Source organism: Nonomuraea turcica (genome assembly GCF_030718205.1).
In the GTDB taxonomy this organism is placed as follows: domain Bacteria; phylum Actinomycetota; class Actinomycetes; order Streptosporangiales; family Streptosporangiaceae; genus Nonomuraea.
Genome location: NZ_JAUZQF010000004.1, coordinates 381,348 through 407,117, shown reverse-complemented (window position 1 = coordinate 407,117; position 25,770 = coordinate 381,348). Strand labels below are relative to the sequence as shown.

The following is a 25,770-nucleotide window of genomic DNA, read 5'->3' as shown; positions in this document are numbered from 1 at the left end:
AGGGCTGGGGGCGCTGTGGTGGAGTTCAGCGTCTCAACATTTTCCTTCGCTGACGAGATCTTTGCGAAGATATTTTTCACTCGTTAACACTCTGTCGGGACTGCGGGTCGAGGGACTGGATGTGGGCGGTGGCAGTGGCCACGGCCACGGGCTCGCCATCCGGGCATAGGAGCTCGCCGGCCATGAAGCACACCTGCCTGCCTCGCCGTACGACCCGACCGTGGCCCACGAGCCGACCGGGGCGGGCCGGGCGCAGGAACTGGATTGGTGAACCGATCACTCGCCTCCGCCGATTGAACCCGACCCCACCGACAGTTTCCGGCCGTTCGTTACGAGGTGCCCGAGAGGCGTTCGACGCCGCGGAGCAGGGCCGAGTGGTCGAGCCCGCCGTCGCCGTTGGCATTCGCCGCCGCCACGAGCTGGGCCATAAGCGCTCCCAGGGGCAGCACGACGCCGGCCTCGCGGGCCGCGGACGTCACGATGTTGGCGGCCACAATGAGCTGGTTGGCCGCCTTGACCGTCTGGCCCGCGCCGCTCGGTCCCACGTGGACCACGGTCTTGCCGACCGCGTCGAAGACCGGCTTGGCAGCCTCGAAGGCGTCGCCCTCGCCGCCCACCATGATTGACAGAGCGGCATTCCGAGCACCGGCCTCGCCGCCCGAGACCGGCGCGTCCAGGTAGCGCAGGCCGCGGCGGCCTGCCTCCTCGGCCAGCTCGCGGGTGACGTCGGGGCGGATCGAGGAGAAGTCGATGATCAGCGTGCCGGGGGCGGCGTGCGCGAACACGCCGTCGTCGCCGGTGAGCGGTTGTAGCCGGCCAGGCTGTGCCCGGCCCTGACCAGGTGCACCGCCATGGGGCTGCCCATGATGCCGAGGCCGATGAAGGCAATGGTGCTCGCGCCCCTGCCCGGGGTGTCGGCGACGATATTCGATCAGCCCTGCAACCGCGGTTGATCGCGGTCAGGAACCACGACGAGCCCCGCGTGTACGTCTCCATCAAGAAGGGCAGCCTGCTCGCCTCCGGCGTCGTCGACCGGCCGGGCCGGCGGCCCTGACCTGGTCCGTCGAGCAGCCCTGCCGCGGTTCGCGTCAGGCGTGCACCTGCTGCGGCAGGAGGCGGTCACGCAGGACGGCCAGCACCAGGGCCCACACGCTCCACACCACGTACCCAGCGAAGTTGACCAGGTCCGCACCCGGCACGGCGAGCGGCGTGAGCACGCCGGCGGCTATGGCCACGGCCGAGACCACACCGGCCACCGCGAACCAGCGCGGCCGCCGTGGCAGTGCGGCCAGCACCAGCGCCGTCCAGGCGGCGGTGAGCAGGTAGCCGAGGGTCTCGCCGATCCCTGTCCCGAGGTAGCCGTGCAGGGCGGCGAACGTCGTCTCAGCGGCGCCCGGATCGGCCGCGTGGGCCAGCACCGGCACCGCGTACGGCCAGCGCAGCAGCCCCAGCGCCTGCACCAGGCCGGCGAGCACACCGACCGGCACGGACAGAGCGGCGGCAGGCCCCGGGGGCAGCAGTCGGCCCAGTAAGACCGCCGCGGGCACGAGCGCCAGGGCGCTCACCGCCAGCAGCAGGAACCAGGCGGACACCACCGCCTGATGAGCGGCGAACGCGGCCAGGATCCGCCCGGGAGGCTCGGCGAGCACGCCGGGGTAGTCGAAGGTGGCGGCGAGGCCGGCGAAGGCGAGGTTCGCGGCGACGACGGCGGCGATCAGGGTCCATCTCATGGCACAGGCTCCTAACTCTGAACGGTGTTTAACATTAAACGCCGTTTAGAGTTGCCTTGTGAAGAGAGGACCTCAACGTTCGGTGGACCAGAAGGCGGTGCTCGACGCCGCCCTGGAATTGATCGACGCCGGCGGGCTCACCATGCGGGCGCTGGCCACTCGCGTGGGCCTGACGCCCGGTGCGCTGTACACCTACTTCCCGGACCGGGCCGCGATCGTGACCGCGCTGACCGACCGCCTGCTCGGTGAGGCCGACCTCGGACTGCTGGAGGACGAGGGCCGCCCGCCGGGCGAGCGCATCGCCGCCTTCGCGCTCAACCTGCGCGAGGTCCTGATGCGTCACCCCGCCGCGGTCCCGTCGATACTCGGCGCCGCCTTCAGCGGCCCGGTCGCGCTACGGGTGGGCGAGTCGTTGCTGGCCGCGCTGCCCGACCCGCGCGCCGCCTACACGGTCATGGTGTACGTCCTGGGCTCGATAGCCTTGGAGGCGGCGGAGGTACGCGGGCCCGGCCCCGTCCCGCCGGAGGCCGAGCGGATCGCCGCCCGCCAGGTGGCGTTCGACATCGAACCCGAGTCCTTCCCGCGTACCCACGCCGCCGCGGACGCCATCGCGGCGTATATCTCGACCGGCCAGTTCCGCTGGGGTCTAGAGCGGGTGCTGGCCGGATTGGCGGCCGGGAAGTAGTGCGCCAGGACTAGCTGCCTGCGTCCCTGGCATGCGCCTGCGCGAGCCTGGCCAGCGCCAGTGCCCCGATCATGAGGCCGAAGTCGCGCAACGCGACGTCGTAGAACCCGGAGAACGTCAGCAGGTTGACGATGATCCCGGCGAGCCAGAGGGCGACGACGTACGCCCCGATCCTCGGCGCGAACCCGACCAGTAGGCCCGCCAGGATCTCGATCACACCGACGATCCTCATGGCCATCACGGCGTCGCCGGGGACGAGGTTGTCGATCCACGGCGCCAGGTAGGCCGTCCACTCGGTCAGGATGTTGGTGAACTTGTCGAGCCCGAACAGGATCGGCGCGACCGTGAATCCGGTGCGCAGCAGTGCGAATGCCTGATAAGAGGGATTCTTCAGGCGAGTCGATAAATCAGTACTCATGGGCGAGCTCCTAACGGATGCTATTTTGTACGTTAGAAGGCCACTCATGTAACGTCAATGGCTTTCTCCGTTAGAAAGGCCGGCCGGTGCGCGGAGTCGATCAGAACATCACGGGCATCGGCACTCTCGCCGACCCCGTACGCCAGGAGTTGTACCTGTTCGTGTGCGCGCAGCCAGGACCCGTGAGCCGCGACCAGGCCGCCGAGGCCATCGGGATCGCCCGCCACAAGGCCAAGTTCCATCTCGACAGGCTCGAGTCCGAAGGGCTGCTCGAGGCCGTCTACGCCCGGCTCACCGGAAGGACGGGGCCGGGCGCGGGACGCAGCTCGAAGTTGTACCGCCGGGCGGCCCGCGAGTTCGCCGTCTCGTTGCCCAGCCGCGACTACCTGCTCGCCGGCCGGCTCATGGCCGACGCGATCGCCGAGTCGGCCGGGACTGGCGCGCCCGTCCTGGAAGTGCTCCGGCGGGTGGCGGCCGAGCACGGCGCCGCGATCGGCGGAGGGGCGGTGTCCGCCGAAGGCCGGCCCACCACCCCGCAGGCGGCGCTGGATCTCGCGGTCGGGGCGCTCAGCGAGCACGGGTACGAGCCGCGGCGCGAGAGCACCCGCGTCATCATGGCCAACTGCCCTTTCCACGCTCTCGCAGAGGCACAGCGGGAGCTGGTCTGCCACATGAACCACGCTCTGATCACGGGCCTGGTGGAGAGCGTCGCGCCGCCCAAGGTGGAGGCCAGGTTGGAACCCGGCGACAACCGCTGCTGCGTGAGCTTGGCCATGGAAGGACAGATGGGCGGCCGGTCCGGCTAGGGGAGCCGCCCCCGGTAGACGGCCCGCGCCCGCTCGTACAGCTCCAGGTGGTCCCCCAGCTGATCGTCGGTCTCGAACGTGCCGAACTCGCGGACCACCGCCTCCAGCCGGTCCAGCCACGCCAGGCACCATCGCACGTCGGCCTCCCTGGCCACGTGCTCGCCCGCGACGTCCAGGTACACCGGGCTGCTGTGCGCGTACGCGCCGCGCCGATGGAAGGCCCGCGGATGCGGCCCGCCCGAGGCCACGGCCACCACGTACGTCGGCTCGCTCACCTCCATCGACGTGACCAGGCGCCCGGGCCGCCCCCGCGCCAGCATGCCCGCCGCGGTGTGGATCTCCAGGTGCTCGACCTCGGGCCCGATCGAGGCGGCCACGATCTCCACCCGCTGCCCGGGTGCCAGCTCCAGAGTCTCCCCAGGCCCGTGCCCGTTCACCGTGATCTCCAGCCACGGCCCGGTGGTCGCGAACGTGCGGCCGAGCAGGATCGCCTCGGCGAAGGACTCCGCGGTGAGCGGGCCGGCCACGTTGGCGTAGACCCGCTCCCAGCCCGGGGGACCGGAGGCGGTGCCGCGGCGGCAGAAGGACAGCACGGCGTCGGTGCCCGCGGTGACCGTGAGCCGGTTGCCCGCGCCGATCAGGCGGCGGTAGACGGCGGCGGTGGCCGTGATGGAGGAGTGGTTGAGCACGTCCAAGGTGTCGATCAGACCCAGGGCGGCGTCGGCGACGATCTCCCTGGCCGAGCAGTTGCGCCCGCGGGCGAGCACCACATCAGGCGGGTCCTCGTCGTCGAAGGGGACGTGGAACGGATGCCCGTACCCGGTGATCGCGCCCAGCGCGCGCAGCTCTTCGAGCGCGACCGCGTTGGGCGGCCAGTCCACCGTGCCGAGGAAGCCCGTGTGGTAACGCTTGGGCAGGTCACGCAGGCCGAATGCGCTGAAGTGGCCGACCAGGTCGTTGCGGTATTCCACCCCGATCCTGGCCAGGTGCCGCTCGTCCGACCACGGCAGGTCCTCACCCACCCAGTGCTCCAGCGCCTCCACGTCGTAGACCCGCTCGCTCGCGACGTTGCCCGCCACGAGGCTGAGCACGTGCAGGTCCTCGCCGTGCTGCGCGGCCGCGGCCAGCGCGGGCGCGGCGGGCTCCTCGCCCATCCAGTTGAGGTGCACGTGCAGGTCGCCGCCGTACCAGCCGCGGGCGGCGGCGTCGTACAACCGCTCGGGCGTCAGCTCCACCAGCGTCTCCCGGCCCGCGTCAGGGGTCACCACGACCTCGGCGGAGGTGTATTCCATGCCCCTGGTCACCGTCACCGTGATCGGCTCGGCGGGCACAGTGATCACGAGGTCGTCGCCGTGGAAGTACGGCGTGCGATGGGCGTCCAGCTTGGGCGGCGCACCCTCGGGATACCAGCCTTGCCCGTTCGCGCTCGTCACACTCCACCGGCAGGGGAACCCGGCCCGCACCCGGATCGTGGCCGCGGCGGACCGCCTGGCCAGTGGCGACAGGTCCACGGGGCGACCGCCGACGGCGATCTCCCGCACGAGCTCGACCACCTTGGCCCCGCGGGGCGGCACCACGTGCGCCGTGCCGTCCACGACAACCTCGACCGGCTCGTCCGAGCTGGAGTCCAGCAACAACGCCGTGGGGATGGGGCCGTCGTCCAGCACCACCCGCGTCTCGGCGGCCAGCGTGGCCCCCGCGGGCGACAGGCGCAGCGCCGGCAGGTTGTCCGGCACTTCGCCGCCGAGGGTGTCGCGGAGCAGCCGGTCCAGGTCCACCTCGCCCAAGCGGTCGTTGAGCTCGGCGGGAGGGACCTCGGGGTAGCGCTCGGCCAACTGGCCGACGGCCGCACCCCAGTAGTTGTGGCGGGCGTCGAGGAAGACGGTGGCCCACGCCTCGTCGACATATGAGATGGGCGGCTCGCCCCAGCAGGGCCCGTGGGCGTCACGCAGGGAACGGTAGTCGGCCAGCGCGCGGGCGACGGAGTCGGGTAGCAGCGGATTGTCACACATCGGACACTCCCTGAATAGGCCGCGCCGTCATCGTGACACGGAGGACGAGCCCATGCGAGCGATATCTGGGGGTACGTGAATCCTCATGACGCACATCATCGATCGCGAAGCCGTACAGGACCTGGTCGCCGCCCGCCAGGCCCAGCTGGTCGAGGTGCTTCCGGAAGAGGAGTACGCGTGGGCGCACCTGCCCAGGGCCGTGAACCTGCCGCTCGGCGCCCTCGAGAAGGGCTCCTCGGCGCTGGATCGCGCGCGGCCGGTGGTCGTCTACTGCCACGACGCGCTGTGCGACCTGAGCCCGCGCGCCGCCCACCGGCTCGAACGCCTGGGATTCGGCGAGGTGCACGACTATGGGGCGGGCAAGATGGACTGGCTGGCGGCCGGGCTGCCGTACGAGGGGGAGGCCCACCTGGTGTCGGAGAACGTCCGCCGCGACCCCGTCACGGCCGGCCTCGACGACCCGCTGGAGGAGCTCACCGAACGGATCATCGGCGACCCGGCGGGACTCGCGGTGGTGGTCGACCAGGACGACGTGGTCCAGGGCGTTGTCGGGTCGAGCGAGCTCAAGGGCGCCGACATGAGCGGCACCGCCGAGCAGGCCATGCGCGTCGGGGTGACCACGGTGCGCCCGAGCGAGCAGCTCGAGCCGCTGATCCAGCGGATGGACCGGGCGAAAGTAGATCATGTCGTCGTCACGAAGGCGGACGGCACGCTGGTGGGGTTGTTCGGGCTCGGCGACGTCCGCCCGCAGGCATCGGAGTCCGACCTCGGCTAGGGCCGCCGGTCCAGCCGGAACGTCGGCTGGCCCGGGGTGCCCGGTTGGGCGTCGAGTGACTTGTCGTCCAGGATCGCCACGGTGTCCTCGGCCACGAAGACGCGTATGTCCTCCGCCTCGATGATCTGGTCGCCGGCCTGCGGCTGGCTGGCCAGGGCGAGTTCGAGCGCACCGGCCTCGTCGGCCTTCGCGGAGATGCGCAGGCCCGCGTCGGCGGGCACGTCGACACCGGCCATCACGTCGCGGATCGCGACGACGGCGTTGTGAGTCAAGGTCAGCACTGCAAGCTCCTTCACACCATCGAGAACCTCCGCCTCCCCAGCAGCGATCTGCCCAAACGCGGCATGGCGGGTCCGCCGCCGGGTAGCGGGATGGGCATGACCAAGACCGACAAAGCGGTTCTCGACGTCCTGCTCGACCGCTACGGCAGCACGTTCGCGGGCGAGGCCGGCATCAAGCTGTCCGACCAGCCGAGGCCTCTGTACCAACTGCTCGTCCTGGCCACCCTGCTCAGCGCTCGGATCTCGTCCGGCGTCGCGGTCGCGGCCGCGAAAGAGCTGTTCAAGGCCGGGTACGGCACGCCCAAGGGCATGCGGGAGGCGAGCTGGCAGGACCGGGTGGACGCGCTGGGCCGCGGCCACTACCGCCGCTACGACGAACGTACCGCCACCATGCTCGGCGACGGCGCCGAGCTGCTCCTCGACCGCTGGAAGGGGGACCTGCGGAAGCTGCGCGACGAGGCCAAGGGCGACGACCGGCGGATCGCGTCGCTGCTGATGGAGTTCCCCGGCATCGGGCCGACCGGGGCGGACATCTTCCTGCGGGAGGTCCAGGCCGTGTGGCCGCAGGTCGCGCCGCACCTGGACAAGCGGGTGCTGGACGGCGCGGGCAAGCTGGGGCTGCCGAAGCAGGCCGGCCCGCTGGCCGAGCTGACCCACTCCGGTGAGGAGCTGGCCCGCCTGTCGGCCGCACTCGTCCGGGTGTCGCGGAGCAAGAGGACGGTTGATGAGGTGAAGTCCGCGGCAGGATAGGTTCGGACCATGGGTGAGTTTGTGAGCGTCGAAGTAGCCGACCAGATCGCCACGATCCGTCTTGACCGTCCCAAGATGAACGCGCTCAACGGCCAGGTCCAGCTGGAGATCGCCGAAGCGGCGCGCATCGTGGACGCCGACCCGCAGGTGCAGGCGGTCATCCTCTACGGCGGCGCGAAGGTCTTCGCGGCGGGCGCCGACATCAAGGAGATGGCCGACATGTCCTACGCGGACATGGTCGCTCATTCCCGCACGCTCCAGGAGTGCTTCACGGCGGTCGCCCGGATCGGCAAGCCGGTCATCGCCGCGATCACCGGTTACGCCCTGGGCGGCGGCTGCGAGCTGTCCCTGTGCGCCGACTTCCGGGTCGCCGGCGAGTCGGCCAAGCTGGGGCAGCCGGAGATCCTGCTGGGCATCATCCCTGGCGCGGGCGGCACCCAGCGCCTGCCCCGCCTCATCGGCCCGGCTCGCGCCAAGGACCTGATCTTCACCGGCCGCCACGTTCCCGCCGCCGAGGCCCAGGAGATCGGGCTGGTGGACCGGGTGGTGCCGGACGAGCAGGTCTACACGGCCGCGCTGGAATGGGCCGCCACGTTCGTGGGCGGTCCCGCGGTCGCGTTGCGCGCCGCCAAGCAGGCCGTCGACCAAGGTCTGGAGGTGGACCTGGACACGGGCCTTGAGGTTGAGCGGCTGCAGTTCTCCGGGCTCTTCGCCACGGACGACTCCAAGATCGGTATGCAGGCGTTCACCGAGAAGACCAAGCCCAAGTTCACGGGCCGGTAGGCCCGTTCGTTCAGGCCGTCCATCTGGCTCCGGGTTTGCCAGTATGGTGGCGTTTCATGATGCGCGTCCTGGTCCCTGCCCGGCTCCGCGCGGCCGTGCGCACGTGGTTCGACTCCCGCTACATCTCGATCGCCGACCACCGGCAGGACATCAAGGACGCGCTCTGGGAAGTCCAGACGCTGCGGCGGGAAGTGGTCACCCTCCAGGACGAGGTGGCACGCCTCAGGAATGCCAAGCCGCCGGTGGCAGCGGACCAGGCGACGATCGACGACACGCGCCGGCTCGCCCAGGAGACGGCGAAGGCGCTGGACGGGGTGCTCCAGAACGAGGTCCTCGTCTGGCAGGCCATCGACGAGCTGCGGCACGCCGGAGCTCGCCGGAGCTCGGCCGAGCCGGGGGAGCGGCCGTGCGTGTGACGTGGGCTGTGACCTCGGCTGTGACATCGACTGGCGGGGACCTGAGCTTCCGCCTCGACCCCGAGGACGAGATCACCGGGCGAGCCTCCGACGACTACCCCGTCAAACTGGCCACCAACTCCTGCTCCATCGGCGGCGTCCCCGCCGACGCCCACCCCGACCTGTTCGCGGTCGCGGCCTGGACCGTCGTCGCGCCGTGGACCCGGCGGCGGATCTCCTTCGACCGGGCCATCTCGGCCGAGCTCGCCGCCGCGTTCCACGACGGCTGGGGCATCGAGGCCGGGCCGGTGGGGGCGCAGGCGCGGCAGGCGGGCCGTACGCTCGCGATCTCGTACAGCGGCGGCGCGGACTCCGTGGCCGCGGCCACGATCTACCCTGACGCGCCTTTCGTGCACTTCCGGCGGGTGGCGCATCGGCGCGTGCCCAACCGGTGGCCGCACTACCGGTCCGACGTGCTGGCGGGGCTCGCCGCGACGACCGGACGGACGGTGTCCACGGTCACGTCCGACCTGGAATATACGCTCGCCGAGCCGCGTCCCGGCTACCCGGAGCACCACGCGGTCGCGGCGGGTGCGCTGCTGCTCGCCGACGAGCTGGACCTCGGTGGGCTGGGCTTCGGCTATGAGCTCGGCTCACGCTGGCTGGGTGGTGGGCGCTATCTGCACCGGTTCACGCCCGACAATCCCATATGGTCGCCGCATGGCCGGTGGGGGAAGTTGTTCGCCGCGGCCGGGGTGCACATCGTGCTGCCCGTCGGCGGCGTGAGCGAGGCGATCACCATGCGGGTGGCCCTGAGCTCCGACCTCAAGGGTCAGGTGCGCTGGTGCCTGCGCGGCACCGACGGCCCGTGCCGCACGTGCGGGAAATGCCTGTACAAGGAGCTCATCCAGGCCGCCGTCGAGCGGCGGCCGCTGGACACGCCGCTCACCGCCGACCGTCCTGTCGTGCGCAAGTGGCTGAGGAAGCCGCCGTACGGCGGGCAAGAGATGATCGAGTACGGGCTGGCGCGGGTGCCCGGGATCGAGAACACCGTCTTCGCCCGGGCGCTGGACTACTTCGAGGCGAGCGAGGAGTCGACGAGCTGGCTCGACCACTGCTACCCGCCGGCCATCGACGAGATTCCGGCGCAGTGGCGTGATCAGGCGGCCGCGTTCATGGGGGCCCACGTCGGGTTCATGACCGAGGCCGAGGCCCGCCGGGTGGAAACATGGGGCTCCTGACGGACATCGTCGACCGGGGCGAGGGCGTGCGGTCGGTGGTGCGGTTTACGGTCGGCACGGGCCGGAGAAGATGCGGCGGGTTCGCCGTGCGGGTGTGAGCTAGGCGAGGAGCTGGGTGCGTGAAGGTTTATCTGTCGGTGGACATGGAGGGCGTGACGGGGCTGACCGACCCCGAGGAGATGCACGCCGGTCGGCGCGGCTACGAGCGCGGGTGCGAGCTGATGACCGCCGACGCCAACGCCGCCGTCGCGGGCGCGTACCAGGCGGGGGCGGCGAGCGTGCTGGTCAACGACGCCCACGGCTCCACCAAGAACCTCAGGATCGACCTGCTGGACGAGCGGGCCAGTCTCATCCGGGGACCGGGCAAGGCGCAGCGCATGGCCCAGGGGCTCGACGGCTCGTTCCAGGCGGCCGGGTTCGTCGGCTACCACGCCCGCGCAGGCGTGGCGGACGGCGTGCTCAACCACACCTGGATGGGCAAGGAAATCCAGAACGTCTACCTCAACGGCGAGCTGTGCGGCGAGACCCGCCTCGTGGCCGCTTGCGCCGGGTTCCACGGCGTGCCGGTGGTGCTGGTCACCGGGGACGAGGCGGTCGGTGAGGAGGCACGCGAGCTGCTCGGCGACGTCGAGACGGTCGCGGTGAAGAAGGGCATCGACAAGTTCTCGGCCGAGTTGCTGCCGCCGGGCGTCGCCCAGGCTCGCATCCGTGAGGCCATGGCTCGCGCGCTCGGCCGGTTGAGCGACTTCACGCCTTACCGGCTGGCGGCGCCGTACACGCTCGCGGTGGAGTGGAACTCCACCGCCATCGCCGCGGCCGTCGCGCTGATTCCCGGCGTGAAGACCGCCGGATCGCGGCAGATCGAGTTCACCACCGACGACTTCACCCAGATCATGGCGCTGTTCGGCATCTTCGCCACCATCGGTGGTCAGGTCGCCTGTGGCAGCGGCCCCTACGGCTGAGGAAGGGGAGCGGGCGTGGAAGGTGCCGGAGCTCGGAGCTCCGCGGCGCTGACCCGGAGGGGGCTGCTCGTCGGGATCGGGGCGGTGGGCGGCGCGGGCGCCATGTACGCCGCCATGGGCGCCCTGGGCCTGGCTCCTTCCGGGCAGGACAAGCAGTTCGCCGCCCCCAGGCCGGGCGACTTCGCGCTGCGCGGGAAGGCCTCCGCCAAGGTGGTGATCCTGGGCGCGGGCGTCGCCGGCCTGACCGCCGCGTACGAGCTCGGCAAGAGCGGGTACGACTGCACCCTCCTCGAGGCCAGGGAGAAGGCGGGCGGCAGGAACCTGACGCTCCGCGGCGGCGACCGGCTGGCGGAGCTGAACGGCCCGGCCCAGGAGGTGACGTTCGGCGAGGGCGTTTACTTCAACGCGGGCCCCGGCCGCATCGCGCCCTGGATGGTGACCCTCGACTACTGCCGCGAACTGGGCATCCCCATCGAGACGTTCGTCAACAACAACGCCTCCGCCTACGTGCACACCAACGGCCAGACGGTACGGGCCCGCACGGCCCGAGCCGACATGTACGGATATATGGCGGAATTACTTGCCAAGGCCACCAACCTCGGCGCCCTCGACAAGGCCATCACCCAGGACGACCAGGAACGTCTGCTCGACTTCCTCAGAAGGTTCGGCGACCTCGGCCCCAAGCTCGAGTACGAGGGTTCCCCCCGTCGCGGTTTCGTGAAATATCCGGCAATCGACCTCGGCGCCCCCCTCGACGCCCCCGGCACCCTCCGCCAGGTCCTCGCCGCCGGCACCGGCCGCGCGATCACCAACGACTTCGGCCACGACCAGGCCACCCCGATGTTCCAGCCGGTCGGCGGCATGGACGCGATCGTCACCAAGCTCACCGAGGCGGTAGGCCAGGACCGCATCACCACCGGCGCCAAGGTCACCAAGATCACCACGCTGGACGATGGCGTGGAGGTCGTCTACGAGGGCGGCGCCATCAAGGCCGACTACTGCATCGCCACCCTCCCGCCCCACCTCCTCGCCAAGATCCCGCACAACCTCGGCGCCGAGGTCACCGCCGCGCTCAGGACGCCGGTCCCGATCGCCGCCGGCAAGATCGGCCTGGAGTACGGCACGCGCTGGTGGGAGCTGGAGGACCGCATCTACGGCGGCGTGACCGAGACCGACCTGGACATCACCCACATCTGGTATCCGTCGCACGGCTACCACGCGGAGCGCGGCCTCATCGTCGGCTACTACAACACCGAGCGCCAGGCCGAGCTCTACGGCGCCCTCACCCCGGAGGACAGAAGGCGCAGGGCGCTCACCCAGGGCAAGAAGATCCACGGCGACAAATACCGCCAGAACCTGCTGTCCAGCGTCTCCATCGCCTGGGAACGCCAGGCCCACATCCAGGGCGGCTGGGTACGCTGGCCCGCCTTTGATTCGTCCTTCACTCTTCTGCAACGCCCTGCCGGAAGGGTCTACTTCGCGGGCGACTGGCTCACCCACTTGATCGCTTGGCAGGCGGGGGCCATGGAGTCCGCCCGCGGCGCCGTCACTCAGCTGCACCAGCGCGTGTTGCAGTCGCCGTGACGGCACGCTGCTCCACGGACCGGCATAGGGTCCGAGGAGAAGCGAATCGAGGAGATGGGATGACGCTGCACTGGGTCCCCGCGACCGAACGAACCGACCTCCTGGCCGATCCCGTGGCTCATGCCGTGGCCGGCATGGAGGGCGTCGAGGTGGCCGAGATCGACCCCGATCTCGCCGACACCGCGGCCTTCTGCGAGCGCTATGGCGTACGGCTCGACGAGTCGGCCAACTGCGTGGTCGTGGCGGCCAAACGGGGCGGCGAGACGCGCTACGCCGCCTGCATGGTGCTCGCGACCATGCGCGTCGACGTGAACGGCGTCGTACGCAGGCATCTCGACGCCCGTAAAGCGAGCTTCGCGCCGATGGACGACGCGGTCGAGCTGACCGGGATGGAATATGGCGGCATCACGCCGCTCGGCCTGCCCGACGACTGGCCGATCCTGGTGGACGCGCACGTCGCCGAGCATCCGAGGGTGGTGATCGGCAGCGGCCTGCGCAGATCGAAGCTCGCCGTCTCCGGCGCCGCGCTGTCCGGGCTCAAGCGGGCCGAGGTCCTGGCCCTAGCAAACTGAAGCCGATTCGAGACCGTTGGATGGGAAACCCATGGGGCCATTGCGGACGTTGTACGAGTGGGAATGTGGCCTCATGGTTCATCTCGTGGGCGGGGATTAAGCCGGTATGGTGCTTCATGCCATGAACGATGACCGACTTGGCCCTTACCGGCTGCTCAGGCGGCTCGGTGAAGGCGGGATGGGCGTTGTCCACCTCGCTGCCGACCCGCAGGGGCGGCAGGTGGCGGTCAAGGTCCTGCGCGGAGAGGTCGCCGGCGACGAGGTCGCCAGGCGGCGGCTTTCGCGCGAGGTCGAGACCATGCGCCGGGTCCGCAGCAAATACATCGCCGAGGTCGTCGACGCCGACGTCACCGGTCATCGGCCTTATATCGTCACCCGTTTCGTGCCGGGCCGCCCGCTCGACGAGATCGTCAAGGACGACGGCCCCCTCGACCTGCCCGCGCTGACCAGGGTCGCGCACGGGGTGGCGTCGGCGCTGGCCGCCGTGCATTCGGTCGGCGTGATCCACCGTGATCTCAAGCCCGGCAACGTCATGATCCTGGACGGTGAGCCCGTCCTGATCGACTTCGGCATCGCCCAGGCGGTCGACGCGACCCGGCTGACGCAGACCGGCATGTTCATCGGCACGCCCGGCTACCTCGCGCCCGAGATCATCGAGGGCCAGGAGGCGGGCCCCGAGGTCGACGTCCATGCGTGGGCGGGCACGCTGCTGTTCGCGGCGACCGGCCAGCCGCCCTTCGGCAAGGGCACGCTGGAGATGATCTTCTACAACATCACCGCGGGCAAGGCCGACGTCAGCGCCGCCCCGGCGACGCTGCAGCCGCTGCTCAAGGCGGCCTTCCAGCGCAACCCCAACAAGCGTCCCAAGGCGGCCGACCTGGCCGAGCAGACCGCCAGGATGTTGCCGCAGCAGCCGCCGCCGGGCGGCATGCCCGACGAGATCTCCACCGCGCCACGCGCGACGGACACACCGCCGCCTCGTGTGACGGACAAGCCGGCCTATGACATCTCCACGCCGCCGGTCACGCCCAGACGGCTGCTCGAAGGCCAGGACCAGCCCGCCGCGCCGCCGCAGGAGCAGCCATACGTCTCGCTGCTGCCCAACCAGGCCGACCCGTGGCCGACCCGCCGGGTCACGCCCGAGGAGCTGCGGCAGATCCAGCGCGAGGGCGCTCCGGTTCCGCCGAGCCAGCCGTGGCCGCAGCCGCAGGCCAACAACCACCCGGTCCCGCCGGGCGAGACCGACGTGCCGACCAGGCGCGTACGCCCCGACTCGCCGGACTACGGCAGGCTCAGCACCGGCCCTGACGCCGGCAGGCCCGGCCCCGACATGGGCAGGGTGGGTCACGGCCCCGACATGCCCGACTACGGCAGGCCGAGCCCGACGCCGGCCCAGCCGCCTCCTTACATCCCGGCGCAGCCGCAATATCCGCCGGATCGGATGACCAAGCGGGAGCCTTACATCCCGGCGGCCGCGCCTGGCAGGGCACTGCAGCGTTCCAGGGCGTACGGCGTGGCGAGCGCCATGCTGCTCGTCCTCATGACCGTGGCGGCCGTGCTGGCGCCCGTGCTCGTGGCCGTCGCGGCCATCCCGATCGCGGTGCTGCTGCGCGCGGCCGACCTGGCGCAGCCCCAGCTCACCGCCCGGCGGGCCGCCGGCGCCGCCGCGCTCGACGTGATCAGGGTGCTGGCCTACCCCAAGGCACTCGCCAAATCGGTGGGCATCACGCTCGCCCTGGTGCTCTACGCGCTCATCCTGGGGCTGCCGGTTACACTGTTGCTATCGGTAGTGGCCGGGATGGATTCGTACAACGCCCTCGCCTGGGGCGCCGCGGTCGCGCTGTGGACCGTGTGCGCCGGCCCCGGGGTCGAGGGTCCCGGCAAACAAATGCGCAGAACGCTCTCATCGCTCGTACCCTCGAGAACAGCGGCGATGGTGATAGCGGGAATCCTCGCGGCGGGTGCCGCGCTCTCGCTGATCCTCGCTTACGGCACGTTCGGGGACAACGCAAGGGGGGCCGTATGGACTCCGCTGAACGTCGATCCAGTGGTGGAGCTGCTCAAGGACCTGAAGGATGGGGGATGATCCGGGGAAGGCGGCGATGAACACCCAGGCACCAGAGCGGCTCGGCCCTTATCGGCTCGTCAGGAAGATCGGCGAAGGCGGCATGGGTGTCGTCCATCTCGGTCTCGACGGCGAGGGCCGCGAGGTCGCCATCAAGGTGCTCCACCCGCACGTGGCCGCCGACCTCAAGGCGCGCGACCGGCTGACCCGCGAGGTCGAGACCATGCGCCGGGTGCGCAGCCCGTTCGTCGCCGAGGTCATCGACGCCGAGCTCGTGGGCGGCCAGCCCTACGTCGTGACCCGCTTCGCCCCGGGCCGCACGCTGGAGGACACTGTCCTGACCGACGGCGCCCTCACGGCGCGCGAGGTCATCAAGCTCGCCCAGGGGCTCTGCCGGGCGCTGGTGGCCATTCACGCGGCCGAGGTGATCCACCGCGACTTCAAGCCGTCCAACGTCATGCTCGTCGACGGCGAGCCGCTGGTCATCGACTTCGGCATCGCCCACCTGGTCAACGCCACCAGGCTGACGCAGACCGGCATGTTCGTCGGCACGCCCGGCTACCTGGCGCCGGAGATCATCCGCGATACGGACATCACCCAGGCGGCCGACGTGCATGCCCTGGCCTCGACGGTGTTCTTCGCCGCGACCGGCGCGCCGCCGTTCGGCACGGGCACGTTCGAGGCGGTCTGCTTCAACATCATGGAAGGGCGGGCGCAGCTCGACAAGGCGCCCGCGTGGCTGCGCCACTGGCTCAGCCGGGCCCTGCAGGTCGACCCTGCGGCGCGGCCCGGCGCGCAGGAGTTGCTGCGGATGGCCAGGGCGCTGGATCCGTCGGTGACCACGTTCAACGAGACGCCCTCCTTCGATGGGCCGACGGGGACCAAGCGCATGGGCAGCGGGACGCGGGTCATGGACTCCTACTCCGACCTGCTGCCTCCGGTCCAATACGCCAAGCCTGCGCCGCCGCCCCCGGCTCCGCCGCGGGAGAAGAAGCGGCGTGAGGAGAAGCCGCCGCCCTACGTGCCCGCGCCCGTCTCCGCCCGGCCGCCGATGGCCGACCAGCGGGTGGCCGGCTACCCGGCGCCGCAGCCGCGCACGGCCCCGCCGCCACCGGCGTCTCGTTACGTTCCGCCGCCTCAATACACTCCGCCGGCCGAGCGGAAGAAATATCTGTTCGGCAGCCAGTTCACCGGGTTGCTGCTGCTGGTCACGCTGGTCGCGCTGACGGTCATGATGCCGGTCATGGTGGGCGCGGTGGCGCTCGTGCTGGCGCTGGTGTTGCGGCTCGGCGAATACCTGTTCGGCGACCTGGTCAAGCGGCGGCAGATCCGCGGCAGCAGCGGGTCCGACCCGCTGCTCGTAGTGGTCGGCACGCCGTGGGCGCTCGTGAAGTCGGCGCTCGTGACAGCCGTGCACGGGCCGCTGGCGCTGCTGTTCGGCGTGTGTGTGTGGGGCGTGCTCTACTGGGCGGGCAGGATGAGCGTCAATGAGGCGGCCGCCTACGGGGCCGGAGCGTTCACCGCCGGCCTGTTCGTGCTGCCCGGCGGCGGTGCGCCGCGTAAGGCCGTGACCCGCTCGCTCACCAGCGTCCTGCGTACGCCGGGCGCGGCGCTGGTCGCGGTCGTGCTGGTGGGCACGGCGGCGCTGTTCGCGGTGATGTTCGCGCTGGGCCAGCAGCCGGTGTGGTCGCCGTGGCAGGCGCCGGAGACGGTCATCGACCAGCTGGCCAGCGAGGCCAGGCAGAGCACGATGGGGCTGATCAGCGGGCTGATCGGCAGCCTGCTGGACGATCTCGGGCTGGGCTTCCTGACCAACTGGTCCTGAGGCGTCCCGGCAGGGCGCCTGAGTCTGCCGGGTGGGCGTCAGGAGGATGGCGCCCGAGTGTCCCGGCGAGCCGTCAGGGGGAGAGTAGAGGTATGAGCGAGCGTCTCGGCCCCTATGAGCTACTTTCCCGGCTCGGGGCAGGCGGGTTCGGCGAGGTGCATCTCGCGCTCGACGCCGAGGGACGCACGGTCGCGGTCAAGGTGCTGCACCCGCACATCGCGGCCGACGGCGCGAGCTCCGGCGCGCTCGCCCGGCTGGCGCGCGAGGTGGAGACCATGCGCAGGGTCGGCGGGCCGCACGTGGCGGAGGTGCTCGACGCCTCGCTAGAGGGCGCCCGACCCTATCTCGTGACCCGTTATGTCCAGGGCCGACCGCTCAGCGCCCTGCCCGCGCCCGTGGACGATCTGCACAGGCTGGCCTCCGGGCTGGCCGACGCGTTGCTGGCCATGCACGAGGCCGGAGTGATCCACCGCGATCTCAAGCCGGCGAACGTGATGATGGCCGAAGGCGATCCCGTCGTCATCGACTTCGGCATCGCCAGCGCGCTCGACTCGCTGTCGGTCACCGCCTCGGGCGCGGTGGTGGGCACGCCCGGCTACCTGGCCCCCGAGGTGCTGGAGGGCAAGCAGGCGGGCATGGAGGCCGACGTGTTCTCGTTCGGGGCGACGCTGGCGTACGCGGCGACCGGGCGGCAGCCGTACGGGCAGGGTCCGGCCTCCGCGGTCGCCTACCGGGTCGTGCACCATCCGCCCGATCTGGAAGGCGTGCCCGAGTGGCTGGCGCCGCTGTTACGGGCGTGCCTGTCCGTCGATCCGGCCGCGCGGCCGACGGCCACGGAGATCTGCGCCAAGCTGGGCGTCGCCCACGTGCCTGCTCCGCCACCCCGCACCTCCCGTGCAGCCGACCACGCGATGACCGTGGAGTGGCGGCCGGGCAAGGAACGGCATCGGCGGACGGTGGAGGAGTCCAAGGCCCGGCATCGGGAGAAGGTACGCAGGCGCTGGCTGATCGGCTCGGGGCTGTTCGTGTCGTTACTGGCGGCGGCGGCGTGGGAGCCGCTGTCGGAGGTCGCGCTCTTCCTGCTGGCGGCGTACGCGCTGGCCGTGGTGGCGGACGCGGGGGTGGCGCTGTTCTCGCGCGGCCCTTACCGGCGCAGTCGCATGATCACGGATATGGTGAGCGTGGCGGGGGTCGTCGGGCTGTGTTTCGGGCTGGCGGCGCTCTTCAGCACGTTCACGCTGGCGCTGTTCGCGGGCACGGCGCTGGTGGTCGGGATCGTGTTCCTGCTGTCGGCATGACGGTTCGTGGCGGGGCGGGGCCTGGTGGGCGTCAACAGAATTTAGTTCGGTATGGTGGCTGTCGTGTCGTCCGCATCCGCGGCGGTTTGCGCGTAAGCTACCCATGGGTAACATGACCGCGACAAGCCACCCTCTGCCGGGAGCCCGGAGGACACCTGGCAGTCTGGACAGCATTGCATCCGGCGCCCACCGCAGCGACGCGGTGGCGCACGCGAAACGGGAGGTCGGCCACCGGCCATGAACATCGTCGTCTGCGTGAAGCAGGTCCCCGACACGGCGACCGAGCGCAAGCTGCGGTCCGATGACAAGACGCTCGACCGCGACGCCGCCGACGGCGTGGTCAACGAGCTTGACGAGTACGCGGTCGAGGAGGCGCTGAAGCTCAAGGAAGCCCACGGTGGCGAGGTCACCGTGCTCACCATGGGCCCAGGCAAGGCCACCGAGACCATCCGCAAGGCCCTGGCCATGGGCGCCGACAAGGCCGTGCACCTGAGCGACGAGGCCCTGCACGGCTCGGACGCGCTGTCGACCTCGTACGCGATGGCGCAGGTGCTCAAGAAGATCGGCTTCGACCTGGTCGTCCTGGGCTCGGAGTCCACCGACGCACGCACCGGCGTGCTGGCCGCGATGCTGGCCGAGCGCCTCGGTGCGCCACAGCTCACGCTGGCCAACAAGGTCGAGATCGAGGGCTCCTCGATCACCATCCAGCGCCTCACCGACTACGGCTTCGACAAGGTCTCGGCCACGCTGCCGGCCGTCGTCTCCGTGGTGGAGAAGATCAACGAGCCGCGTTACCCCTCGTTCAAGGGCATCATGGCGGCCAAGAAGAAGCCGGTCGAGACGCTCGCCATCGGCGACGCCTCCATCGACGCCGCCCAGGTCGGCCTGGCCGCGGCCTGGTCCGAGGTCGTCGACTTCGCCGCGGCCCCGCCGCGCGCGGCCGGCACGGTCGTCAAGGACGAGGGCGACGGTGGCGAGAAGGCCGCCGACTTCCTCGCGTCCAAGAAGTTCATCTGAGAACGGGGGATTACTGAAATGTCGGAGATTCTCGTTCTCGTCGAGCAGGTCGACGGCGAGGTCAAGAAGGTCACGCTGGAGCTGCTCACGCTGGCCCGCTCCCTCGGCACGCCGGCCGCCGTCTGGGCCGGCCCCGGCATCACGCCGGACGCCAAGGCCAGGCTGGCCGAGTACGGCGCCGAGAAGATCTATGTCGCTCCCGCGAGCGACATCGTCGACCACGTCGTCGCGCCCAAGGCCGAGCTGCTGGCCCAGCTGGTGGCCGACAAGTCGCCGTCGGCCGTGCTGGTCGCCGCCACGCCCGAGGGCAAGGAAGTCGCCGGCCGCCTCGCGGTCAAGACCGACTCCGGCGTCATCACGGACGCCGTGGGCCTCGGCGAGGGCTTCGTGGCCGACCAGTCGATCTTCGGCGGCGGCATCAACGTGCAGTCGAAGGTCCGCAAGGGCACCCCGATCGTCGCCGTACGCCCCAACTCCACGGCCCCCGCGCCCGCCGCGGGCGCCGGAGCGGAGGAGGAGATCTCGGTGGCGCTGTCCGACGCGGCCAAGGCGGCCCGCATCGTGGAGCGCGTCAAGCAGGAGAAGGGCGCCCGCCCCGAGCTGACCGAGGCCGCGATCGTGGTCTCCGGCGGCCGCGGCGTCGGCTCGGCCGAAAACTTCTCCATCATCGAGGAGCTCGCGGACGCGCTCGGCGCGGCCGTCGGCGCCTCGCGCGCCGCGACGGACGCGGGCTGGTATCCGCACCAGTTCCAGGTGGGCCAGACGGGCAAGACGGTGTCGCCGCAGCTCTACATCGCGGCCGGCATTTCTGGGGCGATCCAGCACCGGGCCGGCATGCAGACCGCCAAGACGATCGTCGCCATCAACAAGGACCCTGAGGCGCCGATCTTCGAGCTGGCCGACTACGGCGTGGTGGGCGACCTTCACCAGGTCGTGCCCCAGCTCACGGAGGAAGTCAAGAAGCGCAAGTAGGGTGTGCGGGGGGTCAGAGCACGGTCTTCGCTCGGTGGCGCTTCGCGCATATAGAGCTCAGGTTGTGACATTGGGGGGCGCGGCCCCCCAAACCCCCCGCTCAAAGCCGCTTCGCCGATTCGTCGGCTCGACCGCGTGGCCGAGGGCGTGGGCGGGAGGACTCCACAATCGAGGCCGCGGAGGCGTTGCTACGCTTGTAGCGCGTTACCTACGCTCGTGGTATGACAGCTATTCCTGCCCGAGAATTGCGAAATAACACTGCCGATGTGCTGCGGCGTGTTGAATCCGGCGAGGAGATCGAGGTTCTCCGAGACAATCGCCCGGTCGCGAAGATCATCCCGGTCTCTCGTCGCCGCCAATGGATTTCCGCTGTCGAAATCGGTACCGAACTGACCCGTCTCGGTGCGGACACCACAGGCCTTGCGGACGAACTGCGGGAGACCCTCACCGAGACGACGGACGATCTCCCGTGGTAGAGCGCAAACGCGCGCTGGCTGACACGTCGATCTTCATCGGGCTAGAGGCGGAGCGCTTCGATGCCAGCCGGTTCGTGGACTATGAGTGGGGTGTCTCTGTGGTGACCCTCGGTCAGCTGAGGCTCGGCGTACTTCAGGCTCGTGATCCTGACACATCTGCCCGACGACTCTCCACGTATCAGCTCGCCGAACGTTTCGAGCCCATCGCCATCGACGAGGCCGTCTCCGACGCTCGGGCCTTGCTGGTTTCTCGTCTACGTGCCGCCGGGCGGAAGGCGCCCATAAACGATAGCTGGATCGCCGCGACGGCCATAGCGCACAACGTTCCCGTCGTCACACAGGATGCGGACTATGACGAAATGCCTGGTGTCGATGTCATCAAGCTGTGAGATCTGCGTCACTCTGGCGTCGATTACCGCAGCTCAAGCGGACGGAGCGGAGATTGGCCGCCTGGGTGATGGCGACGATCCGGTCGGTGTCTGGGATGTTGGCGAAGCCCCAGTCCAGGACCGCCCCGCATGCCTCGCGAGCGTAGACGTGTCCCCAGTGTTCGGGCAGGAAGCTGTAGGACCGCCGTTCCAGCATCTCGGGGGCGATCGGACCGCCCGATAGCGGCGGATGTCCAGGTCCAGCCATGTACGTTCCAACGCGGGCAGGTCGTCACGTGTGGTCGCCCTCACGTGCAGGCGCTGCGTTGAGATCCCGGTCGGATCCAGCCACTCCTCCATGATCGAGCCAAGATAGCGCCTCGCCGCGCCGCCCGGCGGGTGAGCGCGGGGCGGCGGACGGCGATCCATAGGAAACTCCCAGATCGGGTCGTCAGGCGGCGATCTCGGCCGGTTGCCGGTCCGGGAGCGGGAGCCGGTTGACGGGGGCCGGTTCGCTACGGGGGAGGAGGCGGGCGGCCAGGGCGATCAGCAGGCCCAGGACGACGCCGATGCCGAGTGCGGTACGCAGGCTGGTGGCGTCCGACAGGAAGCCGATCACCACGGGGCCGAGCAGGAGGCCCGTGTACCCCATCGCGCCCGCCTGCGCGATCGCCGGACCGGGGGTGTCGGTGGCGGTCCCGGCGAGCGACAGCGTGAGCGGCGAGATCGTCGCCACGCCGAGCCCGACGAAGAACATCGCGAACACCGCCACCAGCGCCGCGGGAGCCAGCAGCACCACCGCGAAGAACCCGGCCGTGGCAACCCCGGAGACGGTCAGCATGCCGCGCACGCCGAACCTGGTCCGCAGCCGGTCGCCGGTGAGCCTGGCGATCAGCATGCCCGCCTCGAAGACCGGGTAGCCGAGCGCCGCCAGGGCCTCGGGGGCGCCGAGCTCGTTGCGCATGTACAGGCCGTTCCAGTCGGCGACCGTGCCCTCCACCATGAACGCGAAGAACATGATCGCGCCGAGCAGGTAGACGATCGGCGGCATGCGGCGGCGTCCGCTCGCGGCTGCCTTGGCGGCCGGCGCCTCGGGCAGGTACGTGCGGCCGAGCACGATCATGACCGGTAGCGCGGCCAGGCCGATCAGCGCCACGTTGGCGGTGAACGACAGTCCCAGGGCGATCGACAGGCTGCCGAGGGCGCCTGCCGCGATCGCGCCGACGCACCAGCCCGCGTGCATGCCGTTCATCAGCGGACGACCGTACGCCTGCTCGACGGTGGACCCCTGGGCGTTCATGGCGATGTCGACCATGCCGAACCCCATGCCGAACACCGCCACGGCGGCCATGAGCCACAGGAGATCCGGGGCGAAGGCCACGGCCACGAGGCTGAGCGCGGTGAGTGGGCCGCCGACCCGCAGGACCGCCCTGCTTCCTGCGCGGGTCATGATCCTGCGCATGGACTGCATGGTCACCAGGGCACCCAGACCCCAGACCAGCAGGATGGCGCCGACCGTGGACTCGGACAGGCCGAGTTTGTCGGTCAGCGCCGGGATACGCACGGTCATCGTGCCCACCATCAGGCCGCCAAGGACGAAGGTGAGGACCGCCCCGTAGCGGGCGCTCCTCAGGTTGCGGGTCATTCGGCAACACCTCACAAGATCGTTAATCATTTTGGACATCAGTGGCGTGGGGTGACGCATGTGGCACGCCGCTCGGTTGGAGCGTCGTGCGGGTGGGGCGTCGTGTGGCTAGGCGCCGTACTGGTCGCGCCGGCCTCCGCCGCACGCCGTCTCGCCGACCCGGCGCCGGGTTGGCGGACGGAGCGGGGGCGTGGCGGTAGGCGTCGGGTCCTCGCGGACGGCGGACCCGGCGGGGTCGGCCGAAGTCCCTCGGCGGCGCTAGGTGCGGGTCGTTGGGACGGGCCGGGTCAGGGCGCTTTGGGCGGAGTTTTCAGCAGGGCTCGCAGGCGGCCCTCGAGGGCCTGCAGGTCGTCCTCGGTGTTCAGCTCCGGGTCGTGGCTGGCCACGTCCCAGAGCCCCTCACACGCGAGCCGTACGATCTGCGATGCCCGCGGATCCGGCTCCTCGCTCAACCCCTCGCGATGCCATCGGGCCATCGCGTCACGGAGCGGCGCGAGCAGGAAAAGGTTGCCCGACGCACCCGTGACGACGGCCCATCGTCGCAGCCGGCCCGATCGCACGGCGGCCAGCGTCGCGCCCACGTAGCGCTCGGTGTAGGTCTCATCTGACTGAGCGGCCATGAGTTCGTCGAAGTCCTCGATCAACCGCTCCACCATGCCCTTGATCAAGGCTTCTTTGGAGCCGTAGTGATAGAGGAGGCCACCCTTGCTCACACCCGCCCGCTCGGCGACGGCCGCCAGCGTGAGCGCGGCCGAGCCCTGGTCGCAGAGGAGCTCCTCCGCCGCGTCCAAAAGCTCGTCTCGTCTCATGTCTTTACTGTACCGTCCGGACGGTACAGTCGCAAACGAGATACCCTGAGCACGTGACCAGACCGTCGGCCTATCTTGATCATGCAGCGACCACGCCCATGCTGCCCGAGGCGATCGAGGCCATGACGGAGCAACTCAAACGGGTGGGAAACCCTTCCTCGCTGCATGCGGCGGGCCGTCAGGTACGCAGGGTGGTCGAGGAGTCGCGGGAGACGATCGCCGACGCGCTCAGCGCCCGGCCCAGCGAGGTCGTGTTCACCTCGGGCGGCACTGAAGCGGACAACCTCGCGATCAAGGGGCTCTACTGGGCGCGGCAGCCGCGGCGGCGCGTGCTGCTCAGCTCCGTGGAGCACCACGCCGCGCTCGACCCGGCCCATTGGCTGGCCGGCAGCCAGGGCGCGGAGGTCGAGCTGCTGGACGTCGACGCCTACGGCCGGGTGCACCCCGACACGCTTCGGGAAGCGATCGAGCGCGATCCCGGCGGCGTGGCGATGATCAGTATCATGTGGGCCAACAACGAGGTCGGCACCGTCCAGCCGGTGCGCGTGCTGGCCGCCATCGCCCGCGACCACGGCATTCCGTTCCACACCGACGCGGTCCAGGCGATCGGGCAGCTGCCGGTCTCGTTCGCCGGGTCGGGGGCCGACGCCCTCACGCTGACCGGCCACAAGGTCGGCGGCCCGATGGGGGTCGGCGCGTTGTTGCTGGCCAGAGGGCTGACCCCGGTGTCCGTGCAGCATGGCGGTGGCCAGGAGCGCGACGTGCGCTCCGGCACGCTGGACGCACCCGCCATCGCCGGGCTCGCGGCCGCCGTCAGCACCGCCGTCAAGCATCAGGAGGCCCTGAGCAGCCGTCTGACGGCGCTGCGCGACGAGCTCATCGAACGCGTCCGTCAGGCCGTGCCCGACGTGCTGCTCAACGGCGATCCGGACAACCGGCTGCCCGGCAACGCCCACTTCTCCTTCCCCGGCTGCGAGGGCGACGCGCTGCTCATGCTGCTCGATGCCAAGGGCGTGGAGTGTTCGACGGGCTCGGCGTGCTCGGCGGGCGTGGCGCAGCCGTCACACGTGCTGCTGGCCATGGGAGCCGACGCGGCCGCGGCTCGGGGCTCGCTCAGGTTCACCCTGGGCCACACCTCGACCCGCGAGGACGTCGACCGGCTGATCGAGGTGCTCCCTGCCGTCGTAGAACGCGCCCGCCGCGCCGGCCTCAGCTGAGGAAGGGGGCCACCGCGGTCCATCCGGCGTCGGTGCCGACGTCCACCCGGGGCTCGCCCTCCTCCCAGCCCACGATGAGCTCCTTGGCGTGGATGGCGGCCTCGCCGGTCGGGTCGGCGTAGACGTGGATGGTGCGCAGCCCTTCGGTGCTCAGGTGCGCGGCGAGCACCGCGTCATCACGCAGTTTGAGCATGCGGGCGGCCAGCCGCTCCTCGAAGTCGCGCAGCGCGGTCAGCGACTCGCCGATCGGCAGGCCGGCCTCGTCGCGGTGCGCGTACGGCAGCGTGATCGCGATGTGCTGGTCGAACAGCGGATAGTCGACCGGGCGTAGCGGATAGCGGGCCGTGGCGACGAGCGGCGCGCCGCCCGCCGTCTGCCCTTCGAGCAACACCCACTGCTCCTCGTCGAAGCCGGCGGCCACGTCGGCGACCACGGCGGGCAGATGCACGGCGGGCACCGCGTCGATCGGCTCGAACGTGACGGCCGTGATCTCGCCCACCCACCTGGCCACGTCGTCCTCGCCGAGTAGCCAATCCAGGGCCAGCAGCGCGGTCTCCATCCTGGTGTCCTCGTCGAGCTCGCCGAAGATCGGATGGTAGGCGGCCACGTCGACCCGCGGCGTGTCCCGCGGCGCCCGCAGGCCCAGCATCAGCTTGTCGAGCGCGAACTCGAAGCCGCCCACGTCCAGGGTGAGCTCCACCGCCTGCGGGTTCGCCTGCCGCGACGGGTGGAACTCCCACAGCAGATCGGCCGGCGGCGCGCCCTTGGCCCAGCGGTGCGCGAGCGGGCGCAGCTCGGCGTCGCCCGCCGAGGTCACCACCAGGGTGTGCATGGCGTTCCTGCCGGGCGCCACCTCCCAGACCAGGTCGGGATGCAGCGCGGCGACGGCCGGGGCGAGCAGGTCCTCCAGCCCTCCGGTGTCGCCCGCGGCCACGAGCGAGTCGAGCCGCGGCCTGGCCTCCTGCCACCACGTCCAGAACTCGGCGATCCCGTCTCCGCGCGGCTCGTCGTCCTCGTCGTCTGCGTCCTTGCGCCCGAACAGTCGCATGGGCTGAATACTCCCAGATCCCCGTCATGGTCGCGC

The 25,770-nt window shown here is 70.6% G+C and carries 27 protein-coding genes and 1 pseudogene; 18 read left to right on the top strand and 10 right to left on the bottom strand.

Annotation, left to right across the window (positions count from 1 at the left end):
* Positions 1-76 precede the first annotated feature (76 nt).
* From Q9G87_RS13845 to Q9G87_RS13835, 3 genes and pseudogenes are all read right to left on the bottom strand, one after another.
* Positions 77-403: a PaaI family thioesterase gene (locus Q9G87_RS13845; RefSeq protein ID WP_305916711.1), complete on the bottom strand. Its 327-nt coding sequence runs from the start codon at positions 401-403 to the stop codon at positions 77-79.
* A pseudogene (locus tag Q9G87_RS13840) lies at positions 330-853 on the bottom strand (NAD(P)-dependent oxidoreductase). Before Q9G87_RS13840 ends, Q9G87_RS13845 begins: the two are co-directional and overlap by 74 nt.
* A gap of 235 nt (positions 854-1,088) precedes the next feature.
* Positions 1,089-1,730, bottom strand: coding sequence for a DUF4386 family protein (locus tag Q9G87_RS13835; protein WP_305916710.1), 642 nt, complete (start codon positions 1,728-1,730; stop codon positions 1,089-1,091).
* A gap of 58 nt (positions 1,731-1,788) precedes the next feature.
* On the opposite strand from Q9G87_RS13835, the gene Q9G87_RS13830 reads away from it, so the two are divergent.
* Positions 1,789-2,415: a TetR/AcrR family transcriptional regulator gene (locus tag Q9G87_RS13830; RefSeq protein WP_305916709.1), complete on the top strand. Its 627-nt coding sequence runs from the start codon at positions 1,789-1,791 to the stop codon at positions 2,413-2,415.
* Between the two features lie 10 nt (positions 2,416-2,425).
* Here Q9G87_RS13830 and Q9G87_RS13825 read toward each other — a convergent pair whose 3' ends face one another.
* Positions 2,426-2,833: a hypothetical protein gene (locus tag Q9G87_RS13825; RefSeq protein ID WP_305916708.1), complete on the bottom strand. Its 408-nt coding sequence runs from the start codon at positions 2,831-2,833 to the stop codon at positions 2,426-2,428.
* An 86-nt stretch (positions 2,834-2,919) separates the two neighbouring features.
* Between Q9G87_RS13825 and Q9G87_RS13820 the strand changes: the two genes are divergently transcribed.
* Entirely contained in the window at positions 2,920-3,639 is a 720-nt protein-coding gene (locus Q9G87_RS13820; protein WP_305916707.1) for a helix-turn-helix transcriptional regulator, read from the top strand.
* Here the strand turns inward: Q9G87_RS13820 and Q9G87_RS13815 are convergent.
* Complete coding sequence (locus tag Q9G87_RS13815; protein WP_305916706.1) at positions 3,636-5,651, bottom strand: CehA/McbA family metallohydrolase; 2,016 nt, start codon at positions 5,649-5,651, stop codon at positions 3,636-3,638. The two genes, Q9G87_RS13820 and Q9G87_RS13815, sit on opposite strands and share 4 nt — an antisense overlap.
* 85 nt (positions 5,652-5,736) lie before the next feature.
* Here Q9G87_RS13815 and Q9G87_RS13810 point away from each other — a divergent pair, with 85 nt between their 5' ends.
* Positions 5,737-6,426 carry a rhodanese-like domain-containing protein gene (locus Q9G87_RS13810; RefSeq protein WP_305916705.1) on the top strand — a complete coding sequence of 230 codons (690 nt, stop codon included), beginning with the start codon at positions 5,737-5,739 and terminating at the stop codon, positions 6,424-6,426.
* On the opposite strand, the gene Q9G87_RS13805 is transcribed toward Q9G87_RS13810, so the two are convergent.
* The gene (locus Q9G87_RS13805; protein WP_305916704.1) at positions 6,423-6,707 is read right to left on the bottom strand and encodes a Fe-S cluster assembly protein HesB; all 285 of its coding nucleotides are present in this window, start codon (positions 6,705-6,707) and stop codon (positions 6,423-6,425) included. The two genes, Q9G87_RS13810 and Q9G87_RS13805, sit on opposite strands and share 4 nt — an antisense overlap.
* A gap of 96 nt (positions 6,708-6,803) precedes the next feature.
* Here Q9G87_RS13805 and Q9G87_RS13800 point away from each other — a divergent pair, with 96 nt between their 5' ends.
* The 14 genes from Q9G87_RS13800 to Q9G87_RS13735 all read left to right on the top strand — a co-directional run bounded on the left by Q9G87_RS13800 (position 6,804) and on the right by Q9G87_RS13735 (position 21,036).
* Positions 6,804-7,457 (top strand): endonuclease, encoded by a 654-nt coding sequence (locus Q9G87_RS13800; RefSeq protein WP_305916703.1) that lies wholly within the window; start codon positions 6,804-6,806, stop codon positions 7,455-7,457.
* A 9-nt stretch (positions 7,458-7,466) separates the two neighbouring features.
* Entirely contained in the window at positions 7,467-8,240 is a 774-nt protein-coding gene (locus tag Q9G87_RS13795; RefSeq protein ID WP_305916702.1) for an enoyl-CoA hydratase/isomerase family protein, read from the top strand.
* A gap of 56 nt (positions 8,241-8,296) precedes the next feature.
* Entirely contained in the window at positions 8,297-8,656 is a 360-nt protein-coding gene (locus Q9G87_RS13790) for a hypothetical protein (protein ID WP_305916701.1), read from the top strand.
* 20 nt (positions 8,657-8,676) lie between these two features.
* Positions 8,677-9,876, top strand: a complete 1,200-nt coding sequence (locus tag Q9G87_RS13785) for a DUF6395 domain-containing protein (protein ID WP_305916700.1) — start codon at positions 8,677-8,679, stop codon at positions 9,874-9,876.
* 119 nt (positions 9,877-9,995) lie between these two features.
* A complete protein-coding gene (locus Q9G87_RS13780) occupies positions 9,996-10,838 on the top strand; it encodes a M55 family metallopeptidase (RefSeq protein WP_305916699.1) in 843 nt (280 codons plus the stop codon).
* A 15-nt stretch (positions 10,839-10,853) separates the two neighbouring features.
* The gene (locus tag Q9G87_RS13775) at positions 10,854-12,422 is read left to right on the top strand and encodes a flavin monoamine oxidase family protein (protein ID WP_305916698.1); all 1,569 of its coding nucleotides are present in this window, start codon (positions 10,854-10,856) and stop codon (positions 12,420-12,422) included.
* Between the two features lie 59 nt (positions 12,423-12,481).
* Positions 12,482-12,994, top strand: a complete 513-nt coding sequence (locus Q9G87_RS13770; RefSeq protein ID WP_305916697.1) for a YbaK/EbsC family protein — start codon at positions 12,482-12,484, stop codon at positions 12,992-12,994.
* Positions 12,995-13,115: 121 nt separating this feature from the next.
* Complete coding sequence (locus tag Q9G87_RS13765; protein WP_305916696.1) at positions 13,116-15,080, top strand: serine/threonine-protein kinase; 1,965 nt, start codon at positions 13,116-13,118, stop codon at positions 15,078-15,080.
* Complete coding sequence (locus Q9G87_RS13760) at positions 15,070-16,884, top strand: serine/threonine-protein kinase (RefSeq protein WP_305916695.1); 1,815 nt, start codon at positions 15,070-15,072, stop codon at positions 16,882-16,884. Before Q9G87_RS13765 ends, Q9G87_RS13760 begins: the two co-directional genes overlap by 11 nt.
* A 92-nt stretch (positions 16,885-16,976) precedes the next feature.
* Positions 16,977-18,182: a serine/threonine-protein kinase gene (locus Q9G87_RS13755; RefSeq protein ID WP_305916694.1), complete on the top strand. Its 1,206-nt coding sequence runs from the start codon at positions 16,977-16,979 to the stop codon at positions 18,180-18,182.
* A 237-nt stretch (positions 18,183-18,419) separates the two neighbouring features.
* Complete coding sequence (locus Q9G87_RS13750) at positions 18,420-19,199, top strand: electron transfer flavoprotein subunit beta/FixA family protein (protein ID WP_305916693.1); 780 nt, start codon at positions 18,420-18,422, stop codon at positions 19,197-19,199.
* 18 nt (positions 19,200-19,217) lie between these two features.
* A complete protein-coding gene (locus Q9G87_RS13745; protein ID WP_305916692.1) occupies positions 19,218-20,171 on the top strand; it encodes an electron transfer flavoprotein subunit alpha/FixB family protein in 954 nt (317 codons plus the stop codon).
* A 221-nt stretch (positions 20,172-20,392) separates the two neighbouring features.
* On the top strand, positions 20,393-20,647 hold the full coding sequence (locus Q9G87_RS13740) for a type II toxin-antitoxin system Phd/YefM family antitoxin (protein WP_305916691.1): 255 nt from the start codon (positions 20,393-20,395) through the stop codon (positions 20,645-20,647).
* A complete protein-coding gene (locus Q9G87_RS13735) occupies positions 20,641-21,036 on the top strand; it encodes a type II toxin-antitoxin system VapC family toxin (protein WP_305916690.1) in 396 nt (131 codons plus the stop codon). Before Q9G87_RS13740 ends, Q9G87_RS13735 begins: the two co-directional genes overlap by 7 nt.
* Here the strand turns inward: Q9G87_RS13735 and Q9G87_RS60650 are convergent.
* The 3 genes from Q9G87_RS60650 to Q9G87_RS13725 all read right to left on the bottom strand — a co-directional run bounded on the left by Q9G87_RS60650 (position 21,026) and on the right by Q9G87_RS13725 (position 23,469).
* Positions 21,026-21,232, bottom strand: coding sequence for a GNAT family N-acetyltransferase (locus Q9G87_RS60650; protein ID WP_371825772.1), 207 nt, complete (start codon positions 21,230-21,232; stop codon positions 21,026-21,028). The genes Q9G87_RS13735 and Q9G87_RS60650 overlap by 11 nt on opposite strands.
* Before the next feature lie 234 nt (positions 21,233-21,466).
* Entirely contained in the window at positions 21,467-22,660 is a 1,194-nt protein-coding gene (locus Q9G87_RS13730) for an MFS transporter (RefSeq protein ID WP_305916689.1), read from the bottom strand.
* A 287-nt stretch (positions 22,661-22,947) separates the two neighbouring features.
* Positions 22,948-23,469: a TetR/AcrR family transcriptional regulator gene (locus Q9G87_RS13725; protein WP_305916688.1), complete on the bottom strand. Its 522-nt coding sequence runs from the start codon at positions 23,467-23,469 to the stop codon at positions 22,948-22,950.
* Between the two features lie 53 nt (positions 23,470-23,522).
* On the opposite strand from Q9G87_RS13725, the gene Q9G87_RS13720 reads away from it, so the two are divergent.
* Positions 23,523-24,686 carry a cysteine desulfurase family protein gene (locus Q9G87_RS13720; RefSeq protein ID WP_305916687.1) on the top strand — a complete coding sequence of 388 codons (1,164 nt, stop codon included), beginning with the start codon at positions 23,523-23,525 and terminating at the stop codon, positions 24,684-24,686.
* On the opposite strand, the gene Q9G87_RS13715 is transcribed toward Q9G87_RS13720, so the two are convergent.
* Positions 24,679-25,734 (bottom strand): DUF695 domain-containing protein, encoded by a 1,056-nt coding sequence (locus Q9G87_RS13715; RefSeq protein ID WP_305916686.1) that lies wholly within the window; start codon positions 25,732-25,734, stop codon positions 24,679-24,681. The genes Q9G87_RS13720 and Q9G87_RS13715 overlap by 8 nt on opposite strands.
* Positions 25,735-25,770 lie beyond the last annotated feature (36 nt).

Excerpts from the sequence above, each read along its gene's own strand:
- Q9G87_RS13795 (WP_305916702.1), top strand. The coding sequence starts at position 7,467 with ATGGGTGAGTTTGTGAGCGTCGAAGTAGCCGACCAGATCGCCACGATC.
- Q9G87_RS13755 (WP_305916694.1), top strand. The coding sequence starts at position 16,977 with ATGAGCGAGCGTCTCGGCCCCTATGAGCTACTTTCCCGGCTCGGGGCA.
- Q9G87_RS13770 (WP_305916697.1), top strand. The coding sequence starts at position 12,482 with ATGACGCTGCACTGGGTCCCCGCGACCGAACGAACCGACCTCCTGGCC.
- Q9G87_RS13740 (WP_305916691.1), top strand. The coding sequence starts at position 20,393 with ATGACAGCTATTCCTGCCCGAGAATTGCGAAATAACACTGCCGATGTG.
- Q9G87_RS13810 (WP_305916705.1), top strand. The coding sequence starts at position 5,737 with ATGACGCACATCATCGATCGCGAAGCCGTACAGGACCTGGTCGCCGCC.
- Q9G87_RS60650 (WP_371825772.1), bottom strand. The coding sequence starts at position 21,232 with ATGCTGGAACGGCGGTCCTACAGCTTCCTGCCCGAACACTGGGGACAC.
- Q9G87_RS13790 (WP_305916701.1), top strand. The coding sequence starts at position 8,297 with ATGATGCGCGTCCTGGTCCCTGCCCGGCTCCGCGCGGCCGTGCGCACG.
- Q9G87_RS13800 (WP_305916703.1), top strand. The coding sequence starts at position 6,804 with ATGACCAAGACCGACAAAGCGGTTCTCGACGTCCTGCTCGACCGCTAC.
- Q9G87_RS13825 (WP_305916708.1), bottom strand. The coding sequence starts at position 2,833 with ATGAGTACTGATTTATCGACTCGCCTGAAGAATCCCTCTTATCAGGCA.
- Q9G87_RS13725 (WP_305916688.1), bottom strand. The coding sequence starts at position 23,469 with ATGAGACGAGACGAGCTTTTGGACGCGGCGGAGGAGCTCCTCTGCGAC.
- Q9G87_RS13750 (WP_305916693.1), top strand. The coding sequence starts at position 18,420 with ATGAACATCGTCGTCTGCGTGAAGCAGGTCCCCGACACGGCGACCGAG.
- Q9G87_RS13760 (WP_305916695.1), top strand. The coding sequence starts at position 15,070 with ATGGGGGATGATCCGGGGAAGGCGGCGATGAACACCCAGGCACCAGAG.
- Q9G87_RS13815 (WP_305916706.1), bottom strand. The coding sequence starts at position 5,651 with ATGTGTGACAATCCGCTGCTACCCGACTCCGTCGCCCGCGCGCTGGCC.
- Q9G87_RS13715 (WP_305916686.1), bottom strand. The coding sequence starts at position 25,734 with ATGCGACTGTTCGGGCGCAAGGACGCAGACGACGAGGACGACGAGCCG.
- Q9G87_RS13835 (WP_305916710.1), bottom strand. The coding sequence starts at position 1,730 with ATGAGATGGACCCTGATCGCCGCCGTCGTCGCCGCGAACCTCGCCTTC.
- Q9G87_RS13765 (WP_305916696.1), top strand. The coding sequence starts at position 13,116 with ATGAACGATGACCGACTTGGCCCTTACCGGCTGCTCAGGCGGCTCGGT.
- Q9G87_RS13730 (WP_305916689.1), bottom strand. The coding sequence starts at position 22,660 with ATGACCCGCAACCTGAGGAGCGCCCGCTACGGGGCGGTCCTCACCTTC.
- Q9G87_RS13845 (WP_305916711.1), bottom strand. The coding sequence starts at position 403 with ATGCCAACGGCGACGGCGGGCTCGACCACTCGGCCCTGCTCCGCGGCG.
- Q9G87_RS13745 (WP_305916692.1), top strand. The coding sequence starts at position 19,218 with ATGTCGGAGATTCTCGTTCTCGTCGAGCAGGTCGACGGCGAGGTCAAG.